Source organism: Saccharopolyspora sp. NPDC049426, assembly GCF_040676935.1.
In the GTDB taxonomy this organism is placed as follows: Bacteria; Actinomycetota; Actinomycetes; order Mycobacteriales; family Pseudonocardiaceae; genus Saccharopolyspora.
This window is the reverse complement of record NZ_JBFAPZ010000026.1, coordinates 13,652-34,864: the sequence shown is the minus strand read 5'-3', so window position 1 is coordinate 34,864 and position 21,213 is coordinate 13,652. Positions and strand designations below refer to the sequence as shown.

15 protein-coding genes and 1 pseudogene are annotated in these 21,213 nt (G+C 63.4%); 1 reads left to right on the top strand and 15 read right to left on the bottom strand.

Features of this window, described 5'->3' with window-relative positions:
- The 13 genes and pseudogenes from AB0J78_RS32870 to AB0J78_RS32810 form a co-directional block, all read right to left on the bottom strand.
- Positions 1-111 (bottom strand): annotated as a pseudogene (locus AB0J78_RS32870) (electron transfer flavoprotein subunit beta); the annotation flags it as partial.
- A 31-nt stretch (positions 112-142) separates the two neighbouring features.
- Complete coding sequence (locus AB0J78_RS32865; RefSeq protein WP_363795881.1) at positions 143-1,297, bottom strand: acyl-CoA dehydrogenase family protein; 1,155 nt, start codon at positions 1,295-1,297, stop codon at positions 143-145.
- Positions 1,298-1,324: 27 nt separating this feature from the next.
- Positions 1,325-2,089: a glucose 1-dehydrogenase gene (locus AB0J78_RS32860; protein ID WP_363795879.1), complete on the bottom strand. Its 765-nt coding sequence runs from the start codon at positions 2,087-2,089 to the stop codon at positions 1,325-1,327.
- Between the two features lie 165 nt (positions 2,090-2,254).
- Positions 2,255-3,229: a LacI family DNA-binding transcriptional regulator gene (locus tag AB0J78_RS32855; protein WP_363795877.1), complete on the bottom strand. Its 975-nt coding sequence runs from the start codon at positions 3,227-3,229 to the stop codon at positions 2,255-2,257.
- 346 nt (positions 3,230-3,575) lie between these two features.
- Positions 3,576-5,816: a CoA transferase gene (locus AB0J78_RS32850; RefSeq protein ID WP_363795875.1), complete on the bottom strand. Its 2,241-nt coding sequence runs from the start codon at positions 5,814-5,816 to the stop codon at positions 3,576-3,578.
- Between the two features lie 54 nt (positions 5,817-5,870).
- A complete protein-coding gene (locus AB0J78_RS32845) occupies positions 5,871-6,668 on the bottom strand; it encodes an enoyl-CoA hydratase-related protein (protein ID WP_363795873.1) in 798 nt (265 codons plus the stop codon).
- Between the two features lie 47 nt (positions 6,669-6,715).
- Positions 6,716-8,146 (bottom strand): sodium:solute symporter family protein, encoded by a 1,431-nt coding sequence (locus AB0J78_RS32840; RefSeq protein ID WP_363795871.1) that lies wholly within the window; start codon positions 8,144-8,146, stop codon positions 6,716-6,718.
- Positions 8,147-8,202: 56 nt separating this feature from the next.
- A complete protein-coding gene (locus AB0J78_RS32835; RefSeq protein WP_363795869.1) occupies positions 8,203-9,327 on the bottom strand; it encodes an acyl-CoA dehydrogenase in 1,125 nt (374 codons plus the stop codon).
- Positions 9,328-9,349: 22 nt separating this feature from the next.
- Positions 9,350-10,768 (bottom strand): aldehyde dehydrogenase family protein, encoded by a 1,419-nt coding sequence (locus AB0J78_RS32830; RefSeq protein WP_363795868.1) that lies wholly within the window; start codon positions 10,766-10,768, stop codon positions 9,350-9,352.
- Positions 10,769-11,113: 345 nt separating this feature from the next.
- Positions 11,114-11,734, bottom strand: a complete 621-nt coding sequence (locus AB0J78_RS32825; RefSeq protein WP_363795866.1) for a TetR/AcrR family transcriptional regulator — start codon at positions 11,732-11,734, stop codon at positions 11,114-11,116.
- A 296-nt stretch (positions 11,735-12,030) separates the two neighbouring features.
- Positions 12,031-13,053 carry a Gfo/Idh/MocA family oxidoreductase gene (locus AB0J78_RS32820; protein WP_363795865.1) on the bottom strand — a complete coding sequence of 341 codons (1,023 nt, stop codon included), beginning with the start codon at positions 13,051-13,053 and terminating at the stop codon, positions 12,031-12,033.
- On the bottom strand, positions 13,050-14,114 hold the full coding sequence (locus AB0J78_RS32815; RefSeq protein WP_363795863.1) for an alcohol dehydrogenase catalytic domain-containing protein: 1,065 nt from the start codon (positions 14,112-14,114) through the stop codon (positions 13,050-13,052). The genes AB0J78_RS32820 and AB0J78_RS32815 overlap by 4 nt, the downstream gene beginning before the upstream one ends.
- A gap of 13 nt (positions 14,115-14,127) precedes the next feature.
- Positions 14,128-15,315, bottom strand: coding sequence for a CaiB/BaiF CoA-transferase family protein (locus AB0J78_RS32810; RefSeq protein WP_363795861.1), 1,188 nt, complete (start codon positions 15,313-15,315; stop codon positions 14,128-14,130).
- 679 nt (positions 15,316-15,994) lie between these two features.
- On the opposite strand from AB0J78_RS32810, the gene AB0J78_RS32805 reads away from it, so the two are divergent.
- Complete coding sequence (locus AB0J78_RS32805) at positions 15,995-17,335, top strand: MFS transporter (RefSeq protein WP_363795859.1); 1,341 nt, start codon at positions 15,995-15,997, stop codon at positions 17,333-17,335.
- A gap of 490 nt (positions 17,336-17,825) precedes the next feature.
- On the opposite strand, the gene AB0J78_RS32800 is transcribed toward AB0J78_RS32805, so the two are convergent.
- Both AB0J78_RS32800 and AB0J78_RS32795 read right to left on the bottom strand, forming a co-directional pair.
- Positions 17,826-19,433, bottom strand: coding sequence for a GMC family oxidoreductase N-terminal domain-containing protein (locus AB0J78_RS32800; protein ID WP_363795857.1), 1,608 nt, complete (start codon positions 19,431-19,433; stop codon positions 17,826-17,828).
- A 26-nt stretch (positions 19,434-19,459) separates the two neighbouring features.
- Positions 19,460-20,950, bottom strand: coding sequence for an aldehyde dehydrogenase family protein (locus AB0J78_RS32795; protein ID WP_363795855.1), 1,491 nt, complete (start codon positions 20,948-20,950; stop codon positions 19,460-19,462).
- Positions 20,951-21,213: the final 263 nt, after the last annotated feature.

Genomic DNA, 21,213 nt, shown 5'->3' with positions numbered 1-21,213 from the left:
CTCATCCAACACGGCATCCGCCGACTCGCGGTCCAACGTGTGATCCGCAGCAGACAGCTTCCGTTCGGAATACGTGTCGGGCACCTGCTTAACCAACACAACAACATTCATTGGGGCTTCCTTCAACAGCAACTTCCGGGAATCAGCGTGAGTGCCGCAGCATCGAACGGCTGACGATGAGGCGCTGGACCTCGCTGGTTCCCTCGTAGATCGTCGTGATGCGCGCGTCCCGGTACAACCGCTCAGCTTCCACTCCCTTGATGAACCCGCCTCCTCCGAGGACCTGCACAGCACGTGAAGTGGTGCGGATCGAGGCTTCGGACGCGAACAGCTTGGCCATCGAACAGGCCGGGCCGGCGTCCCGTCCCGCGTCGAGCAGCTCTGCGCCGTTGCGCAGCAGCAGTCGTGCAGCCTCGTAGTCAGTGAGCATGTCAGCCAGTGAGAAGCCGACCGCTTGGAACTGGCCGATCGGCTTTCCGAACTGCGTTCGTGTTTGAGCGTGCTCGGTCGCGGTGTCAATGGCGGCGCGAGAGATGCCGTTGGCCAAGGCGCCGATTCCCAAGCGCCCCTTTTCCAGCACGCGCAGCACAGCGGAGAACCCGGCGCCTTCGTCGCCGAGCAGTGCTTCCTTCGGAAGCCGCACATCGGAGAAGATGAACCCACCGACTGGCGAGGCTCGTTGCCCCATCTTTCGTTCCTTGTACGCGCGTTGCACGCCCGGGAGGTCGGTGTCGACCAGGAACATCGAAATGCCGCCGCGTTTGCCCTTTTCCTTGTCCGTCACAGCCAAGACCATGGCGAAGTCGGCGACTGGTGCGTTGTGGATGAACACCTTCTCGCCGTGGAGGATCCAGTCCTGGCCATCACGTCGAGCGTTGGTTTTCAGCCCGCCCAGGTCGGAGCCGGCGTCCGGTTCAGTCAAGGCGTAGGAGCAACGTCGCGAGCCAGCGAGCAGCCCGGGCAGGTACCCCGCCTTCTGCTCTGGTGTGCCGAACACACTCAGCAGTGAACCGACCAGTTCCACAAGTCCGCACTGATCGGCGACACTGGCGTACCCGTAGGACAGCTCTTCCATCACGCTGACGTAGTTCTGCGCCGTACCACCGGATCCCCCGTCCTGTTCAGGGATCGTGACGCCGAAAAGTCCCAGCTCGCCCATCTGCCGATAGATCTCGTCCGGGAACCGCTCAGTGTCATCCAGCTCCTCAGCTACGGGCCGGATTTCCTTCTCAGCAAAGTCGCGGACCATCATCGCCAGCTCGTTGTGCGCGGAGAGGTTCTGCTCTACGACCTTCATATTGTGTCCAATCTCGTGTTCGCGAGCTCACCAAACGCTCATGCCGCCGTCGACCGTCACAACCGATCCGGTCGCGAACGAAGACTCATCACCAGCCAGGAACAACGTCGCCGCAGCGATCTCCTCCGGCGTTCCGAGCCTTCCCAACGGCTGCCGTGCGGCCAAGCGCGCGCGGAACTCATCCAGGTCTGTCACGTCGGGAGCAATCTTGTGGAAGTACGGCGAGTCAGTGGTGCCGGGCGCGACAGCATTGGCCCTCACGCCCTGCTCGGCGTGGTCGATTGCGATCGCCCGCGTCAAACCGGTGACCGCAGCTTTGGTCGCGCAGTAGGCCGCTCGCTGCGCCATACCGATCTCCCCTGCGACCGACGCGATGTTCACGATGGATCCGCGCCCAGCCTCGATCATGCTGGGCAACACCGCCCGGCACCCGAGGTAAACGCCTGTCACGTTGGTGTCGAAGATGCCTCGCCAGGTTGGTGGGTCGGTGTCCAGCACCGTGCCGCGAATTCCGTACCCCGCGTTGTTGACAAGCACGTCGATCTGGCCGAAGACTTCGCGAGTCCTGTCGACGACACGCTTCCAGACGCTTTCCTCAGCCACGTCGCCGACAAAGGTCAAATACGGGACGTTCGCTACTTCCAGCTCACTGTCCACACGGTCAACTTCGTCCTGCTCCAACGACAGCACGACCAGCGTTGCACCCTCTGCGGCGAACAGTCGGGCGATCGCTTCGCCAATACCGGAACCTGCTCCGGTCACAACGCACACCTTGCCCTGCAGCCTCTTCACAGCCACCTCCCAAAAGCATCCTGTAAACGCTTTCTACCAGACCAGAAGAACCAGGTCCAGGGCGCGCATCGCCGCGCAAACGTTTAATACAGGCAGCAGGGCGTGCTGACCAGCAGCGACGGAGGAGGTGGCAGTTAAAGACCAATGCCGACGTGCGGCACGCGATCAGCGAGCAGCTGGTCCCGTCGAATCACGAACGACCATTTCCGCCTTGAGCAGCGGGCTCTCCTCGGCGCTCTCGCCGGCCATGACCGCACTGATCAGGCCCCACGCCCCTTCGCCGAGGCGCCGTTGAGGAGCAGCAGTGGTAGTAAGGGACGGGGTTGAGAACCGAGCAAAGGCGATGTCATCGGTGCCGGTCAGGGAAATGTCCTCGGGTACGCGCAGGTTGAGTTCCCGCAGCCGGGACAGCGCTCCGAGCGCAACCAGGTCGTTGAACGCGACCAAGGCGGTGGGCTTGTGCGTCAGCGCTTCATCAACAGCATCATGGCCGTGTTGAATCGAGGGACCCGCGGGGACGAAAGCGACGTCAAGCCCGAATGCCGCAGCGTGCTCGACCGCGCGACGTCGCTCAACGCTCTGCCATGCCGCCGCCGGCCCCTCCAGGTAGGCGAGCTTCTTGTGCCCGAGTCGAGCTAGATGTCCGCACAGCTCGAGCATCGCACCGAACGCATCCACGGCCACGGTAGGCAAGCCCAAACCGACTGCGACCCGGTTGACCAGCACAACGTTGGTCGACTCCTTCGCGAGCACATGCAGCGATTCGCTGGGCATCCGCGGCGAGACCAGGACGAGGCCGTCAACGTACCGAAGCAGGTTGCGGCTGATCTCCAGTTCCTCGTTCTCATCGTTGTCGGAGTCGGCGACCAAGGTCCGGAATCCCGCTCGCGCTGCGTCGACGTTCAACGCCTTGAGCACGCCATTGAAGTACGGGTTGGCCAGGTCCGGTACCACCACGCCAACCGTGCGGTTGAGCCCTGACACCAATCCCTGCGCGGAAGGGTTGGGTTGATAGCCGAGGTCCTCCGCAGCGCTGCGCACCCGGTCGGCCAGTTCCGAGCGCACGCTCTGGCCCGACATCACCCGTGACACCGTCGCGATGGACACCCCCGCCGCGTCGGCAACGGACCGGATCGTCACACGCCCACTTCGCCTCACGACTTCGCCCTTCCCCGCGGAGCCCCACGCACAGTGAAGCCGTGGCGACACCACACACCGTGGCCTGGAACCGTTCACCGACCATGATAAGCCATGCTCGCCCGATCCTGACCTCGCCTAACAGCGCCAGGGCAATGCCATGCTGGCGAGCCGGAGTAACCGCTTCCCCACGATCATAGGCCATGGAGGTTCGCTGACCTGGTGTCAGACCCTCGACCCCGTCGCCTGCACAAAACCCAGCTCACACGCTGTTGCTGGCGTCCCGTTCGTTGGTATGAACTCGCCCCTCCCCAGGCGTAGCTCTGAGCGGTACGCGTGGTCCTCTCGCCTAAAGACACCCCGTGTGCTGTCCGAGCAACGGTGCTGCACTTGTCGGACGGACGAGGCGGCGCTCAATTTCCACAGGGAGACCGGCGTACTCACGAACGCCGACGGCCGGGTGGTCCAGCGGCGTGAACCACCCCCGGTGACGCAGCTGAGGATCGTTGAAGAGGTCCTGGCCGCTTAGCACCGGAGCGGCGGGCACTCCAGCTCGCTGGAGCCGTTTCGCGAGCTCAGCCTTGTGGTGCTGGGCGGCGGCCGCAATCAGTCGCTCCTCGATTTCGCTTGACCGTGCGAGGCGCCCAGGTAGGTTGGTCAAGGCGGGATCGCCCGCCCAGTCCGACCAGCCAAGCTCGCTGCACAATGCCGACCACTGGGCGCTCGTGTGAACGGCGATCGCGATCCATTCGTCTTGTCCCCGGCAACGGAAAGCTCCGTGCGGGACCACGCCTGATCGGGCGTTGCCGAGCGGGTACGGATCGGTACCTGTGGCGATCGCTGAAAGGATGATCTCCCCAATCCAGTGCATGGCTGCTTCCCGCTGGGCTACCTCGACGTACTGGGCGGCCCCAGTGCGTTCCTGGTGGCAGAGTGCAGTCAGCGCAGCAGCGGCGCCGGCAAGCCCACCCATCGGATCGACGTAGGCTGAACCGGAGCCCAGTGGCTCAGAAGCGTCGTACCCGATGACTGCGGTAATACCCGCCATGGCCTCCATGGTCTGGCCAAAGGCACGATGCTCTCGCAGTGGCCCGTCCGCGCCGAATCCGGACATCTCGACCATGGTGATAGTCGGATTGCATGCACGGAGCTCGTCGAAACCCAGTCCGAGCCGCTGCATGGTTCCGGGCGTGAAGTTCGTCAGCACGACGTCACCGTCACGGCACAGTTCCCGGGCCGCGGCCAGTCCCGCAGGGTCTTTGAGGTTCAACGCCACTGACTTCTTCTCGAGGTTCTGCGCGTTGAACCAGGCGTGGCGGTTGTAAGGCTGTTCCCCAGGGCGCCCGTCTGGATAGAAGACCGATTGTGCGGTGCTCCCCTGTGCGGGGCCGCGCCAAGCATCCAGACGCTCGGCGCTCTCGACCTTGATGACCTCAGCTCCAAGCATCGCGAGGATCCGTGTGGCCAGCGGTCCGGACCAGGCAGTTGTGAAGTCGATGACGCGCAGACCTGCCAGCGGCCTGTCCGATGCCTCATCGGTCGCGGTTTTCCCACCCACCCAACGGAACGCAACTTCGCTTGCACGGTTCGCGGGCCCCGGCGTGTAGTCGAGCGGTCGCCACATCGGCCCTAGGACCAGTTGGTTGCGGCCCTCGACTTCAGCTTCTCTCCAGAAGTCCCGAGCGAGCAACTGCGAGTCATCGCGGAGCTCGCCAGGTGTACGCACCGGTGACATCACCAGTCGGTACCGCACAGCCGCTTCGAGCAGGTCCTCCGCGCCTTTTTCCTTGGCCCGTTCGGCCACCCGTTCGAACGCGTTGTGCAGGTCACCCATGAACTCCTGCCAGGAGGTGAAAGGCGGTTCGTCTGCGAGATCTTCCGCGCCCACTGCGGTGAGCAGTTCCCGCAGGCGACCTTCCATGGCGAAGACCATCATCCAGCCGTCAGCGCAACGAATCCTTGCCTTGGGACGGTTCAGTTCGCCACGCTGGGCGATCGTTTTGCTGTATGACCACTGCGCCGAGAAGTTCTGTTCCATGGCTGCAGCCGCTTCGTGCACAGCGACCTGCACGATCTCGCCATCCGTATCCGGCTGCCTGTTCCGCATTCGAACGACCAGGCTCAGGTAGAGAAAGAGACCAGCCGCGTACGACGCGCGATCTCCCACTCCGTACAACGGCGGTTGGCCGGCGTGTCCGTTGTAGTACATCGAGCCTGACAACGCCTGGTGGATGAGTTCGGAGCCGGTCCAATTCCGGTATGGGCCCTCGTCCGCGAAGTCCGGTGCTGTGGCGATCAAGGCATAGGGTGCCACGCCGCGAGCCAACGCGGCCTCGGCAGAACCAGACACGACGATCACGTCAACACCCGTACCGTACCGACGGAGCGCTTCCACCAATCCGCCCACCGGCAGCACGTCGATGATCTTGTTGTGGTTGAGGTGGACGAACACTGCCGATCCTGGATCGACTGCCTGCTGCCGCAGGTGTCTCACCGCAGCCCCGTGGTCGGCCAGAAGTCGCGCTGCGAACTGGCCGGCGATGCTGCACGACAGATCCAGCACCCGGAGCCCGTCGAACGGACGAGCCACAGCGGAAGGGTTGGACATCATTGTCTCCGAACCTTTTCTTCGTTGGACTGATGATCATTCACCCACGAACACCGGTTGGCGCTTCGCCACGAACGCCGCCGCCGCTTCCGCAGCGTCAACGGTCTCAGCGCACCGGGAATGCCTGATCGACTCCGTGTCAAGCGCTTGATCAAAGCTCGCGTGTTCACTTTCCACCAGGTTCTGCTTGATCAAACGAAGTGCGATCGGGGCGGATTCGACCAGTTCATGCGCGATCTCAAAAGTTCGGTCGAGCAGCTTGTCAGCGGGGCAGACCTCCGACACCATACCGATCCGGAGCGCCTCATCGGCGTCGAACGGCTTCGGCAGAAGGTACTTCTCTCGCGCTCGGCCGAATCCGATGAGACGTGGCAAGGTCCAGGTCCCCCCGAAATCTCCGGACAGCCCAGCATCGCGGAACGCGACGTTGAAACGCGCTCCCTCCGCTGCGACCCGGAGGTCGGCGGCGCACGCCCATGAGAGACCGGCCCCGGCGCATGCGCCATTGATCGCGGCGATCGTCACAGCCGGCATCGTGTGCAGGATCATCGAGGTTTCCATGTACTTCCGCAGCTGCGCTGCGGCTGCCTCGCCGCGCAGGTCTCCTGTGACCGCACCACCTGGGCCCTTCGACAGATCACCGCCCGCGCAAAATGCACGACCGGCGCCGGTCAGAATCACGACTTTGACCGCGGCGTTGTCCGCCAACGCTGCGAAGGTGTTCTGCGCTGCGTCGAGCAGCTCAGCCGTCATCGTGTTCAGCCGCTCGGGTCGGTTGAGGGTCACCAGAGCAACACCAGCATCGTTGATGTCGGTGGTCACCAGATTGGTCACAGTCAGCTCCTCGTTAGATTACGTGCGTGATGCGGTCGCAATTCGCACTAGTTCGTGTTCGCTGGCGTGACGGCGTTGTCGCGCACGGCGTTCCTGGTCGGCAGGGACGGCTTGTCACCTCGGCCAATGAGGTGGGTGATCCCCATGACCAGAAGTGGCGTGACAATCGCGATGTAGGCGTTGTCAATACCGAACGGGTCGCCAGCGACGTACCAGGCGATGGCAGCTGCTGTGGAGATCCAGATCGCCGAAAGGGCACCCTGCCTCGAACCGAAGGACGGCCGGAAGAACATGAGGACGACGAACACTGCCAGCATGGCGCGCAACGCCTTGGCGAGGAACGTCACGCCCAGCACGTCCGAAGCGAACAGCGCCAACAGCACCGGAATGAGTCCACATCCGATGGTCGCGAGCCGCACGAAGCGCACGGACTTGCGGTCATCGCCCTGCTTGTTGAAATACGGCTGGTAGAAGTCCTTGAACAGCAGGGTCGCCGACCCGATTGTCAGCGCGGAGATCAGTCCGAACACCGACGCGATGAGCCCGGTAACCGCGATCCCGGCAAGCACCGGGTTGAGGTCGACGACCATCGACGGCAGAGCCTGCAGGCTGGGGACCGCCGGATGAACCACGGCTGCACACACTCCGATGAGTGCGGCGAGGATGCCGTACGGGATGAGGATCAAGCTCGTGTACAGGCCGGCAGCGCGAGCCTGCCGTTCGTTGGTGACCGTCGTCATGGACTGCACGACGTACTGGGTCGCGAACATGGCACCGCCGCCGGCGATCAGCCAAGCACCGATCTGGGCCCAGCCCACTCCATCCCAGTCCAACATCTTGGGCGGCAGCGATACCTGCAGTCCGTGGTAGCCACCAGCCGCGATATACGCGGCGACCGCCACGATCACAATTCCAACGACCTTCACCGCGATGTTGATCAGATTCGTGTAGATCACCGACTGCATACCGCCTACTGCGACGTAGACGCTCGCCAGTACCCCGACGATCACCACCGCCCAGTCTGAGCTCACCCCGAGTAGGCTGGAGATCATGGCTCCTCCGCTTGCATAAGCGGCGGTGGCCACCAGGAGCAGCGAGGCGATCATCGTGATCGATGCGGCGCGACGAACGCCTGCTCCGTATGCCCGCTCCAACGCGCCGGAAATCGTCACTTCATCGAGTCTTTTGAACTTCTTGGCCAACAGAAACGCGAAAACGATGAAACCGATGCCCAGAGCCACGATGTTCCAGGCCGCCGAGATGCCGTTCTTGAACGCGCCTTGCGCGGTGCCGATGCTCGCCGAGGTACCGATCACCTCGGATGCCAGGAACAACCCGATCACAGCCGCAGGAAAGGTCCGTCCACCTCGGACAAAGCCCTCCGAAGTGCGGCCGGTCTTGCGGGCGATCACGCTCACCGCCGCGATCGCGACGATGTAGATCACCACCATGAGGACAACAATCCAGAGCGACGCCATTGTTTCTCCTTTAGTTGTGCAGTTTGGCTACCCGCTACGCGGGGGACAGCACTGCGCTAGAAGCACTCACCAAGGTGCTTCTTGAGGTAAGAACCCCAGATAATGTGATTGACCAAGCCAGTTCCGTCCGCGGTGCCGAGCATTTCCGCGTCATCGCGGTAATCGCCCAGCCTGGAGGTCCGGTCAAGCCCATGGCCGGCGCAGGTGGACACCAGCTCCGAGCAGGCACGGACGGCGACGGCGCAGGCATGGGCCTTGGCGCCGCTCGCCATCGCAGCGGCAGCCTCCTGTCCGGCTTCAACCGCCTCAATCGCGTGGTACGCCAGCAACCGCGCGCCCTGCAACTCCGCGGCCAGAGCGCCGACGCGACCCGAAGTCAGGTCCAGGTCGATCACTCGCGAACCGCGTACCGTCCGGGTGGCAAGATGCTCGGTCGCGTCGACGAGGGCACGGAATCCGAGCGCCACCGCCTGCACAGCGACCAGCGTCCTGGCGATGCCCAGTCCGGCCTTGGCCCCCGCCACACCGTCTTCCTCCAGGACTCGCCATCGCTGAATCCGCACGTCGTCGAACTGCAACGAGCCGAACGTGAGGTGCCGCAATCCATGCGCGTGCAACGGAATCCGAGTCACGCCCGGTGCATAGAGATCAACGATGACGCGAACCGGATTCTCCTGCTCGTCACTGCAGAGGACCGCCGCGGTGTCGGCTGTCATCGCATGCGTCACCCAGTCCTTACTTCCGTTAAGCACGAGCTCCGCACCATCGGGAACTACGGTGGTGCGCATCTCTCTGATGCTGCTGCCACCGTGCGGCTCCGTGATGGCCACCGAACCGATCCGGGTGCCATCGAGCAGTCCAGGTAGCACCAGCTCCCTGACTTCGGGGCTGCCTGCGCCAACGATGAAGCGTTGGACGCTGTGGTTGGACAAGAACGGCACCTCGGTCGCCAGACCTTCCAGCAGGGATGCGAACTGCCCGAGCGCGAGGCCACTTCCACCATGTTGGCGATCAATCGTCGACCCCAGGTAGCCGGTGGGCTTGAGCTGATCGAAGACCGTCAGGAGATCCTCGCGCGACCAAGGTCCATCGGGCTTTTCAGCGCGGATAGCAGCCGCAGTGGCCCGGCCTTCGGCCACCAACAACGTATCGCGGCCAGGGATCACCGGTTTCGACTCCATGGTCAGCCCACCTCCTACATGCCTAGAACTGCAGCGACTGGTGATCAAGGAACTCGCTGATCCCCGCAGAACCGAGTTCGCGGCCGTATCCGGAGTTCTTGGTGCCGCCGAAGGGCGCCGCCGGGTTGAACGCGCCGCCGTTGATGTCGACCTGCCCGGTCCGAATCCGCCGAGCAACTCGCGATGCCCGATCGGCGCTGGCCGACCAGACCGCACCTCCGAGCCCGAAGCGAGAGTTGTTCGCGATATCGATGGCGTCGAGTTCGTCTTCGTAGCCGATGATCGATAGCACAGGACCGAAGATTTCCTCCTGCGCAAGGCTGGCATCTTGGCTTACTCGGCTGAAGACGGTTGGCCGCACGTAGTGGCCAGTGAGCGCACCGCTGGGTGGCTCAACACCGCCCGTAAGTAGCTTCGCTCCTTCAGCAAGACCGAGCTCGACAGCCCTCACAACCTTGTCGCGCTGCACCGCGCTGATCACCGGGCCGATCCGGGTTTTCGCATCAGCCGGATCACCGGGCACGTACTTCGCGGCCGCCGCCGAGGCGATTTGCTCGGCATCGTCCAACGCGTCGATCGGCACGAGCATGCGGGTCAGTGCGTTACAGCTCTGCCCCGAGTTCAGGAAGCAGTTGGCAACACCGACTTTGACCGCAGCGGCGAGGTCAGCGTCATCGAGGATAATGTTCGCCGACTTCCCACCAAGCTCCAAGGCCACGCGCTTGAAACTCGCCGCAGCGCGCTGCGCAACAGCACGCCCTGTGTCCTCGGAACCAGTGAAGGAAACCATGTCGATTCCGGGGTGTTCAACTATTGCCTGTCCCACCGCGCCATCACCGTTGACGACGTTGAGAACGCCATCCGGCAGCCCAGCGTCCTGGATGGTGCGCGCAAACAACAGGCCACTTAGCGGTGCGAGCTCGCTGAGCTTGAGGACAACCGTGCAGCCGGCAGCGATGGCAGGAATGATCTTGGTCGCGACCTGGTGCACCGGGTAGTTCCAGGGCGTGATCGCCCCCACCACGCCAGCCGGCACCGAAAACACGCGAGAATTGCCAACCTCGGCCTCGAATGTCATCCCGCGTAGCACCCGAGCGGTTTCTTGAACGTCCCGCACCGGCAAGGCCGCGTGCAAAGCGCGCGCCAACCGGATCGGCGCACCGAGCTCAGCCATGACGATCTGCGCGATCTGCTCCTGTCGCTGCTCGAGCAGCTCGGCCACCCGGTCCAGCAGCTGGGCACGACACTCGACGCTGGTGGCCGACCACCGGTCCAGGGCATCTCGTGCCGCTGTCACCGCACGATCCACGTCTTGCCTGGTCCCCACCGGGACGCTCCCGACCTCCTGGCCAGTGGCCGGGTTCTCCACCACGATCCACGATTCACCCGTGGGCTGCTCCCAGCGCCCCGCAATGAAGTGCGCGTTCCACTCGTCCTGCATCAAAACCCTCCGGGATGTCGACGGCTGAGCACCGCCTCGTGCAGTGGGCAGCTTAAGACCTTACAACTGTTTAGGCAATAGATCCTCATATGCCTAAACGGTCGTTTAGGCGATCCCATGCTCACAGTCGGTGGCCTAGGCGGTCGACCGAAGAACTCTCGGGTAGAGTCCGCTGGAAGCGGTCATGGACTCGTTCCACAAGACCGAAGCCAGCAGCGCGCACGACTCCCGCGCCAGGAAAACGTCCTCACCTCGCGAGGAGCAGAGGACCCACTGCGCACCGATTAGCGCTCTGCCCGGACAGGCTCCAGCAGCCGTTGCCTGAGCGCGCTCGCGAGGTAGGAGTCAGGGTTGGACCTGAGTACCCGAACCCACCAGCGACAGGGACATGTGCCCGTATCGATCGGCGATTTCGCCCGGAGACAGCGGGCCTGCTGCCTTGTACCAACCGGCGACCGCGGTGCACATCGTCACGACAGCTCGACTCGCCTCACGCGGCCAAGGGGTCGCGAACACGCCTTCGGCCGCACCGCTTTCGACGACGGCGTCGAACATGCGCTGCAGCTCGTCGCGCTGCGCTATGTTGCGCTGCCGGTTGTGCGGCTCCAGGCTTCTGATCTCACTGTTGACCACAAAGCTCGAAACCACATCCGATGCGTTCCAAAGAACGTGCGAACGCGCCGCAGCGAACAATTGCTCAGCTGGATCATCTCCAGCATCCGAGATTGCCGAACGAGTCGTATCAATCGACCGCTGCATGAACCTGCTGATTATGTCCATCAGCAAATCTTGTTTTGATGAGTAATAGTGATAAATGGCTGCCGGCGTCACACCGCCTGCCTTCGCGATGTCACGCATCGATGCGCCGTCGTAACCGTGCACGTAGAAGCAGCGCAACGCGGCCTGAAATACGGTTTCCTGGCTGACGCTGGCCTGGCCGGCTGCGGACGGCCTCTTGGAAGTCACCGGCCAACATCTCCCTCGACGCGCTCGGGCACCTGGTGCCGACGTATGCCCCGCCTCACCGAACGGAAGCCTTCCGCATCGAGTTTACGCAGACACGACGGCAACCTCAGCGCCAGGTCGATCGCACTGTCCCCGTGGACCAGACAATGCCTCGAGGGCATGAGCAGACACTCTTATTCGGTTCTCGCCCTGGCAGCCAGCACGGGCCGGAGCGCTCCCGGCTTCCACACATGGCGCAGAAGGGTTCGGCAGCATCTGATTCAACGGCGGCCACGCCCGATTGTGAGCCGACGACATCAAACTCCCATCTCAACCCACTCCCCCGACTCCGCAGCGTGATACAACGCTGTGAGCACGCGCTGGGTACCGAGTGCTGAGCGACCCGAAGCTCGCGGCTCCTTACCTTCCTCGAACGCCTGCAACGCGTCTTCTACGAGTTCCTCATGCCAGCCAACTGGCATGAGGCCGGGGTCTGCGACCTTGCCGGTGCCTTCGGCCGCTACCTCAAGCACTGGCTCCTCCTGCGGTAGCCGGTGGACAGTTAGCGCCGAGCCCTCCACGACAGCTGTCCCAGAGGTGCCGACGATGGTGATCCGTTCCTCCGCCCCCGGGAACGCCGCGGTCGTGCAGTTCAGCGAAACGGCACGGCCATCCCCGTAATCGAGCAGTCCTGCAAGAACGTCCTCGGCCTCCATCTGATGCGCTGGCGACGTGCCGGCTACGGCCGAGACACGGAGTGGCAGCCCCACCGACCACAAGACGAGATCGAGCGGGTGAACGGCCTGGGTGATCAGCACGCCCCCTCCGTCTCGGGCAAACGTCCCACGCCCTTCCTCGTCGTAGTAGTCCTGTCCACGCCACCACGGAACCTCAATGCTTCCGCAGACGAACTCGCCGAGAGTGCCGTCCCGCAGTGCCCGGTAGAGCGCTACGCCCGCGGGCTTACCGCGATGCTGGTACCCCACAGCCAACCCGATGCCGGCATCTTCCGCGATTTCCACGAGCTTTTCGGCCGCAGCCGCCGTGGCCTCGAGCGGCTTTTCAACGATCACGTCAATACCACGTTCGGCCGCGGCGGCCACCGCTTCCAGGTGTGTCGCCGTCGGACTCAGCACAACGACGAGGTCGACGCCGCCGTCCAATGCAGCCGGTGGAGGCCACCGCTGCTGCGCGTCGGGGAAAATCCTGCGCACAGCGTCCACGCGGCTGAGATTGCGGGTGGCCACCGAGACAACCTCGCAGTCAGCCCCATGCAGAGCTCGGAGATAGGGAGCAGCGGCAAGTCCGGCCCCCAGTAGTGCGACCTTTCGACGACTCATCGGGTGCCCCCGGTCAACAGCGGGCTGGAGTCAAGTAGATCCGCGCGAGTGAGTAGGACCTTGACGTTGTCCCGTGCGCGGTGCACGAGCTCGTCCAACGCTGTGGACGAGTTGGACAGTGCGTGGACGGCGGTGCGCAGCGGTCGCGGGTCCACCGAACCCTCCGCGATCATCCCAATCGCCGCGGTGAAATCGTCTCGCCGATAATTCCGGCAGGCGACAACCGCGAGTTCCTTGCCGTAGAAGTGCTCGTAGGACAAGGTCAGGCGATGATCGGGCTTGGCCGCAGCGATGGCTACATAGCGGCCGCCCCCGTTGAGCAGCTCAGAAGCTGTGGCGGCCGTGGCATCGACTGTCACCGTGTCGTAAACCAAATCCACGCCACCCACCAGCTCCCGAACCCAGGACACCAGATCCTCACCCTGCGCGGTGGTGAAGTCCGAGAAGCCGCACTCCTCGACCACGCGCTGGCGTGCATCGTGAACATCGGCGAAAAGCACTCTCGCCACACCCCGCGCACGGGCGACCATCGCAGTCGCCATGCCGATCGAACCTGAGCCGATGACCAGAGCGGTGTCACCGTCGACCACCCCACCTCGGTCGACGACGTGACATCCCACAGCCACCGGTTCCACAAGAGCACCGACGAAGTCGGCCATTCCGCTCGGCAGCGGAAGGCAGTGTGCTTCCGGCAAGGTGAATCGCTCCGCGCAGCACCCGCCAGGGGCAGAGAGTCCGAACACCCTCATCTGGCTGCATCGGTTCGAATGCCCCGCCTGGCAGGCTCGGCATACACCACAGGAGAACGTCGGATAGACGACCACATGATCACCTGGCCGCAACGCCGATCCTTCGGGGACCGCGAGAACCTCCGCCACGCATTCGTGGCCGGGAACTGCCGGATAGCGGGCGATGGCGTTAGTGCCCTTGAACAAGGAGACGTCGCCACCGCAGATCCCGACCGAGTGCAGTTGTAGCAGAACTTCGCCTGGTCCCGGATCCGGTTCGGCAACCTCCGCCACCTCCAACCGCCCAGGTGCAGCGATCTGTACCTCTAGCATCGTGGCAACCTCCTCATGCCCGGGAATTTGTGCGAACAATCTTGCCGTCGATCAGCTGGTCGATCTCAGCTTCGGTGCGTCCGAGATCGCGCAAGATCTCCGCTGTGTGCTCTCCGAGGCTCGGCGGGATCCGGTTGATCCCCGGGGTTTGGCCGTCGTACTTGACCGGGTGCGCCAAAACGCGAACCTTTCCGGCCCGCGGGTGCTCAAAGGACAGCACAGAACCGTTGTGGGCGACCTGTGGATCGTCCTCGATCGCGTCATAGTCGTTAACCGGGGCATACCACACCCCCCGCTCGTCGAAGACCGTCTTCCAGTGCGCGAGCGATTTCGTCCGCAGGTGCTGAGCGATCCGAGAGTTCACATCCTCGCGTCGCCGGAACTGGTCGTCCTTGGTCCATTCCGCCATCTCAGCGTCGTCGAACACCGCCCCCATGGTCTTCATGTCGTTCAACGACAGGCAGACCCATTCATCGAAGGTGGCGAACACGCCGTACGGCGCCTGGTGGAACCGCGATGAGATCCCACTGGCACTGCGGTCATAGAGGTCGGTGCCGTTGAGGTGATAATTCAACGGCTCGATCTGCAGATCCAGCGCCGCTGAGAACAAATTGCTGTCCACCTTGCCGCCTTCACCGGAAGTTCGTCGCCGGTGCAGAGCGGCTAGCACGCCCAGCGCACCCCACACCGCGGCATGCTGGTCCACAACTGCCGACCCCACCGGGGTAGGAGGTGTGTCTGCACGTCCGCTCTGCATCGCCAGACCGCTCAGCGCCTGGATGAGCAGGTCCTGACCAGGCTTGTCCCGGTACGGACCTTCGGAGCCGTAGCCGGTCAGCGAGCAGTACACGATGCCCGGGTTTACTGCCGAAGCCGCTTCGTAGCCCAAGCCGAGCCGTTCCATGACGCCCGGCCGGAAGTTCTCAACGATGACGTCCGCGCGTTCGATGAGATCCCAGACGATCTTCTTGCCCTCCTCACTGCGCACGTCGAGAGCAAGACTCCTCTGATTGCGCCCAGCCAGCAGGTAGAACATGCTCTCGCCACCGACGAACGACTCCCCGCCGGACCAATGACGTTCGTAGGCACCTTCCGGACGTTCGATCTTGATCACATCGGCACCCAGGTCCCCGAGGATCTGAACGGCGGACGGTCCCTGCAAATAGTGTGTGAAGCTAAGGACCTTGACGTCTTCCAGCATCAGCGCAACCTCTCTAACGCTCCCGACCTCGCCCGCCCCGCCCGAACTGCGCAGGCGGGCTAACCAGATCCAGAGACAGAGTTCCTGTAAGCGTTTACAGCACTGTTGCACGCCGCTGACGAACCGGTCAAGGCGCTGCCACTTGCCCTCGACACCTAGAACGGCATCCGGGGCACGACGCGATGCACCTCGACCACATCCGGCACAGCCCACCCCGGGGAAAGATTCCGCGCGGGCGAACTTCCTCGTCAGGTGGATGTCCAGCGCCCACCAGTTGACCTTCCGGACCCTCTTTGAGCGCGCCATCGAGGAGCCCGGCCAGCAAAACCGGGGGCCGCCCCTTGCGAGGATCGACTCCCGGTTGCCTTGCCACCATCAAGCGCGCCCGGAGGTAATCGCTTTCTTCCATGCTCACGCGGGCGCACTGCCGCCTTGAATTAGACGGTCACCTTCCTGACCAGGATCGTTCTATCCTGATGCAGAACACTTGACTGACCTCCCGCACCCTGGTAGAAAACGTTTCCTATAACGTACTCAATGTCGAGGACTCGCCAGGCGGGACTTTCATGGGCGCGCTTTGATCACCGGAAGCCCGCTCCCTCGGTTCTCGGCAGATGCCGCACAGACAGGTCGTCGGTTCGCAAGACCCGGCCTGTTGCGAACCGAAAGCAGGAAGCCAATGAGCACCGTCGGCGGCAGCAGAGCGCCATCCGGCACCCTCGAACAAGGATCCACGCAGCGCAAACGAGTCATCGCGGCGAGCGTCGCCGGAACCGTGATCGAGTGGTACGACTTCACCTTGTACGGCTTGGCGGCTGCACTGGTGTTCGCGCCGCTGTATTTTCCGGGAGCTGGCGCGCTGGGCGGCATCCTCGCCGCCCTGGGCACCTTCGCCGTAGGACTGGGCGCGCGACCAATCGGCGGAGTGATCTTTGCGCACTTCGGCGACCGCATCGGCCGCAAACCGATGTTGCTGATGACCCTCCTGATCATGGGCGCCTCCACCACGTTGATCGGGGTTCTGCCCGCTGCGGACCAGATCGGCATCTGGGCACCGCTGCTGCTCGTCGCGCTCAGACTTGTCCAAGGCGCCGGCGCTGGCGCGGAGTTCGCTGGAGCGATCACCATGGTCACCGAGTCCGTCGAGAGCTCTCGGCGAGCACTCAGCAGCAGCTATCCAGGCGCAGCGATCTACGTGGGCACCGGCGGGGCAACGCTGCTATTCGCACTGCTGTCGCTGATGCCCGAACACCACTTCCTGACGTGGGGCTGGCGAGTTCCATTCCTCGCCAGCGCCGTGGTGGTCATCGTCGCGGCGTACCTGCGACTCAAAGTCGCCGAGACAACCGCCTTCCAGCAAGTTGCAAAATCCGGTTCAGTCGAGCGAGCTCCCGTCCTCGACGCAGTGCGCAGCCATGGCCGCGCCATCGTTTGCGGTCTCGGTCTGTTCTCATTCATCATCCCCTGGGCCTACGCCATGCAGGTGTTCGTCCTCTCCTACGTCACCAAAACCCTGCACGTCGACTCCGCGCCGGCACTCACCGGCCTGGTGATCGCCGAGCTGGTTGCGATCCCGGCCATCATCGCTTTCGGCCGTCTCGCCGACGTCGTCGGACGCAAACCGGTGCTGTTCTTCGGTGCGGTCTTCGGTCTGGTCTTCCCGTTTCCGATGTTCTGGATGCTCGAAACCCGGTCGCCATGGCTCATCGGTCTCGTCATGGTCCTGGGCATCGCGATCGTTCAGGGCGCTACTTCAGGCCCATCGGGAGCGATGTTGTCGGAGATCTTCAGCACCCGCGTCCGCTGGAGCGGTATCGCAATCTCCCGCGAGATCCCCGCGGCTGTCGTGGGCGGCACCATCCCGCTGGTCGCCACCGCGCTCCTCGCCTGGTCTGACTCTCGCCCCTGGCCCGTCGCGCTGTACCTGATGGCGCTCAGCGCGATTGCGCTCCTGGCCGTCACCTTCCTTCCAGAAACCCTCGGCCGAAACATCGACGAAAGCGACAGAACTGAGCACTGAACGCATCCGCTGTACTTAGGCGCCAGCGAGGCGACGGCACGACCGTCACCTCGCTGGCGCCTAACCGCATCTCGAGCGTCGGCGATCTGGGATCCAACTTCCGTTCAACGCCCAGACGAGTCCTCACACCCGTTGCCGGACATTGCTTTCCCGACCCATAAAAGGAGTTAGCGGACGGTCAGGCCGCCGCTCACAACCCGCACGTTGCCGACTCACGATGCTCACGACGCCGACCTCGTCTCCTCTATCGGCCCCAAGGGGCACCCGATGACCGGTTATTCAGCAGGCCGCAAGTGTCCGACGAGCGAGGCACCGTTCTCGACCCCGAAGTGCGCTTGCTCCGAAACGTCACAGGAATCCGTGATCGCCTCCAGCCACCGTTTCAAAACTCTGCTCAAGACTGTGCAGCCCTGCGGTCAGGCCCGCCGAAACAACCATGGGGCGGGACGATCGCAGCCGTCCCGCCCCATAACCTGCCGCACTCAGCGGCTCAACCGCTGAGGACCAGTTCGGCGGCCTTCTCTCCGATCATCACGGTTGGTGCCTGCGTATTGGAGCTGACGATACGCGGCATGACGGACGAGTCAGCGACTCGAAGCCCTTCCAACCCATGAACGGTGAGGTCCGGCGCCACCACGGACTCTTCAGAGACACCCATGGCGCAGGTGCCGACCGGGTGATAGGCCGTTCGGCCGTGGGCGTGCACGAACCGACGGTAGTCGTCGCGGCTCTTCAGTGTGACGCCGCCGGCAAGGTGCACTGCCTTGATGTGCCGCGCCATGGAGGGCTGCTCCATGATCTCAAGCATTTGCTGGACCCCAGCCATGCTTCGTTCCACGTCGTAGTCATCAGCGAGGTAATTTGGATCAATGCGCGGCTGCTCCCTCGGGTCTGCAGAAGCGACGCGGACGCTACCCCGGCTACGCGGTCGCAAGTAGACCGCGTTCAGGGTGCAACCATACCCAGGCCGCACGCCGGCAATTCCCGCTTCAACACCAGCGGCCGGGAGAAAGTGGAACTGCAGGTCTGGGGTCGGCTCCTCGGGTGTGCTGTAGCTGAAGCCACCCGCCTCAACAACAGTGGAAGCCAGCGGACCTTTTCGCAGGGCCAGGTACTCCAGTCCCGCCAGGGCGGTGGCAGGCCGGACAAGGTTGAGCCGGTCCATGCTCTGGTAACGGTTGAGCTCGAATACGATGTCTAGGTCGCAATGGTCCTGGAGGTTCCTGCCCACTCCCGGCAACATGTGCTGCACCTCGATGCCGGCTGCCTTGAGATCGTCAGGGTGCCCGATCCCGGACAGCTGAAGCAGCTTCGGTGACCCGAAGGCCCCGGCAGCGATGATGACCTCCCGCTTTGCGCGATACGTCTGAATGCCGCCCCTATCAGAAACCTCCACGCCGGTGGCACGGCTTCCGGAAAGGGCCACACGGTTGACCAGGACGTCCGTCTTGACAACGAGGTTGCGGCGGCTCCTAGCCGGCCGCAAATACCCGACCGCGGCGCTACAGCGGCGTCCGTTGCGAGTGGTGTTCTGGTAAAGCCCGATGCCGTGCTGCGTCTCTCCGTTGAAATCGGCATTATAGGGAAGGCCGAACTCCTGCCCGGCCTGCACGAATGCCTTGGACAACGGGTGTGGGTTGATCGGGTCCGATACGCCGAGAGGACCGTTGACACCGTGATGAGGCGCGGCAAGCCTCTCGTTCGCCTCGGAACGGACAAAGTGCTCGTGGACTTCCTTGGCGGACCAACCGTCGCAGCCGTACGCTTCCGCCCACTCGTCGTAGTCCGCGCGGGCGCCGCGGGTGTAGACCTGGGCGTTGATGGAACCACCGCCGCCGAGCACCTTGCCCTGCGCAAGTGGAATCACGCGGTCGTCGCAGTGCTTCTGCGGGACGCTGGAGAAACCCCATTGGTACGGCCCGGCGGTCAACTTGGCGAAACCAGCAGGAACATGGATAAACGGATGCCGATCGGTATGGCCCGCTTCCAGCAGTAGAACCCGTGTAGTGGGGTCTTCCGACAGACGGGCTGCCAGAACGCAACCGGCGGTACCACCGCCAGCGATGATGTAGTCGAAAGTCTCATGTGCCAGTGTCATGCGATGCTCCAGACCGGTGGCGGGCGTCAGTTACCGAAAAAGGGCGTGCGTGCACCGGTTCGGATCTGCACCGTCTTGATCTCGGTGAACTCCTCGAACCCAGCTTGCCCCATCTCTCGTCCGTATCCACTGGTCTTGACCCCACCACCGGGAAGCTGCGGTGCACCGTCAATGGTTGTGTTGATCCAGACCGTGCCGCTGCGCAGCGCACGAGACATGCGCATCGCGGTATCGATATTCTTGGTCCACACCGAATTCGCCAGGCCGAACTCGACGTCGTTGGCAAGCCAGGCCGCTTCCTCCTCGTCGCGGAAACGCGTCACGCTGAGTACCGGACCGAAGATTTCCTCTCGGAACACCGTGGCTTCCGGAACCACGCGGTCGAGGATGGTGGGAGGGAAGTACACACCGCCGTCGTAGCCGTCCAACTGCAGACGCTGCCCACCGGTCACGAGCTCGGCGCCTTCAGCCAATGCCGTCTGCACGTAGTCCGAAACCTTGGCCAGGTGACTGTCGTGGATCAGTGGACCGACGTCAGTCAGTGCTTCAAGCGGAGGTCCGACGCGCAGCTTCTCGATACGGGCCCGGACGAGCTTAAGGAACTCGTCGGCGATGTTTTCGTGCACCAGCAGTCGCGACCCTGACACACAGCACTCACCCTGATTGAACAGCAACCCGAACAGCACGCCGTCCAGGGCATCGTCCATATCGGCGTCATCGAAGACGATGTTGCTGGCTTTGCCACCGAGCTCTAGCGACAACCGCTTGATTGTGTGCTTCGAGGTCTCGATGATCCGCTGGCCGGTCGCGGTACTCCCGGTGAACGACAGCACATCGACATCCGGGCTCTCCGCGAGAACCTGCCCGACGTTTGGACCAGTTCCTGTGACGACGTTGACGACGCCCTCAGGGATGCCGGCCGAACGGGTCAGCTTGGCAACTTCGAGCGTGGTGCTGGAAGTGAACTCTGACGGCTTGACCACGACCGTACATCCCGCAGCGAGCGCGAAGGGAAGCTTCTGTGCAAGGAGCATGACCGGGAAGTTCCAGGGCGTGATCAAACCCGCGACACCGGCGGGTTCACGCATGATGATCCCGGTCAAATCGGGGCCGAGGTTGGAATGCACTTCTCCGTGCAGGGACATGGCCAGTCCCGCTGCGTACTCGGTTAGTGCCACCGTCGTCTCGAGGTCACCTCGTGCTTGCCGAAGCGGCGTGCCGACCTCCTCGGCGTCCAGCCGCGCCAGGTCTTCCTTGTTTTCGGCGATGAGCCCCGCCAGCCGTTGGAGCGCACGCGCCCGCTCAACACCCGACATGTGCGGCCATGGACCGTCCTCAAACGCGGTTCGTGCCGCCTGTACAGCCTCTTGTGCAAGTTCTGGGGTGCCAGCCGAGAACTCGGCGACGAGCGTTCCGTCAGAAGGACGGTGCCGAGCGATCCGGTCGGAGCTTGGTGGTAGCTCCTCACCGTTGATGAAGTGACCGTATTGCCGGACGACGGTCGTTGTCGTGGCCATCCTTGCTCCTACCTCGTGTGGATCAGCCGAGCGCGGCCAAACTCCTAGACGGCATCTGTCCGCTCAGCAAGTGGACGATTGCCTTCACGGCTTTCACCCTGGAAAGCCCTTCCTCTGCATCCCGAGCGGCGTCGACTCAGAAGAACCGCTGTTCATCTAGCCGTGGACAATCGCGTCTCCAGCCAGCATAAGGAAACGGTTACAGTTTGAAAAGACCTAGCAGCCCTCAGAGTGACCAAACTGCTGACCTCGATCCGACCCAG

Bases quoted from the DNA above. Each gene is read 5' to 3' on its own strand.
- AB0J78_RS32830 (WP_363795868.1), bottom strand. From the start codon at position 10,768: ATGCAGGACGAGTGGAACGCGCACTTCATTGCGGGGCGCTGGGAGCAG.
- AB0J78_RS32835 (WP_363795869.1), bottom strand. From the start codon at position 9,327: ATGGAGTCGAAACCGGTGATCCCTGGCCGCGATACGTTGTTGGTGGCC.
- AB0J78_RS32800 (WP_363795857.1), bottom strand. From the start codon at position 19,433: ATGACACTGGCACATGAGACTTTCGACTACATCATCGCTGGCGGTGGT.
- AB0J78_RS32815 (WP_363795863.1), bottom strand. From the start codon at position 14,114: ATGCTAGAGGTACAGATCGCTGCACCTGGGCGGTTGGAGGTGGCGGAG.
- AB0J78_RS32865 (WP_363795881.1), bottom strand. From the start codon at position 1,297: ATGAAGGTCGTAGAGCAGAACCTCTCCGCGCACAACGAGCTGGCGATG.
- AB0J78_RS32840 (WP_363795871.1), bottom strand. From the start codon at position 8,146: ATGGCGTCGCTCTGGATTGTTGTCCTCATGGTGGTGATCTACATCGTC.
- AB0J78_RS32795 (WP_363795855.1), bottom strand. From the start codon at position 20,950: ATGGCCACGACAACGACCGTCGTCCGGCAATACGGTCACTTCATCAAC.
- AB0J78_RS32805 (WP_363795859.1), top strand. From the start codon at position 15,995: ATGAGCACCGTCGGCGGCAGCAGAGCGCCATCCGGCACCCTCGAACAA.
- AB0J78_RS32820 (WP_363795865.1), bottom strand. From the start codon at position 13,053: ATGAGTCGTCGAAAGGTCGCACTACTGGGGGCCGGACTTGCCGCTGCT.
- AB0J78_RS32810 (WP_363795861.1), bottom strand. From the start codon at position 15,315: ATGCTGGAAGACGTCAAGGTCCTTAGCTTCACACACTATTTGCAGGGA.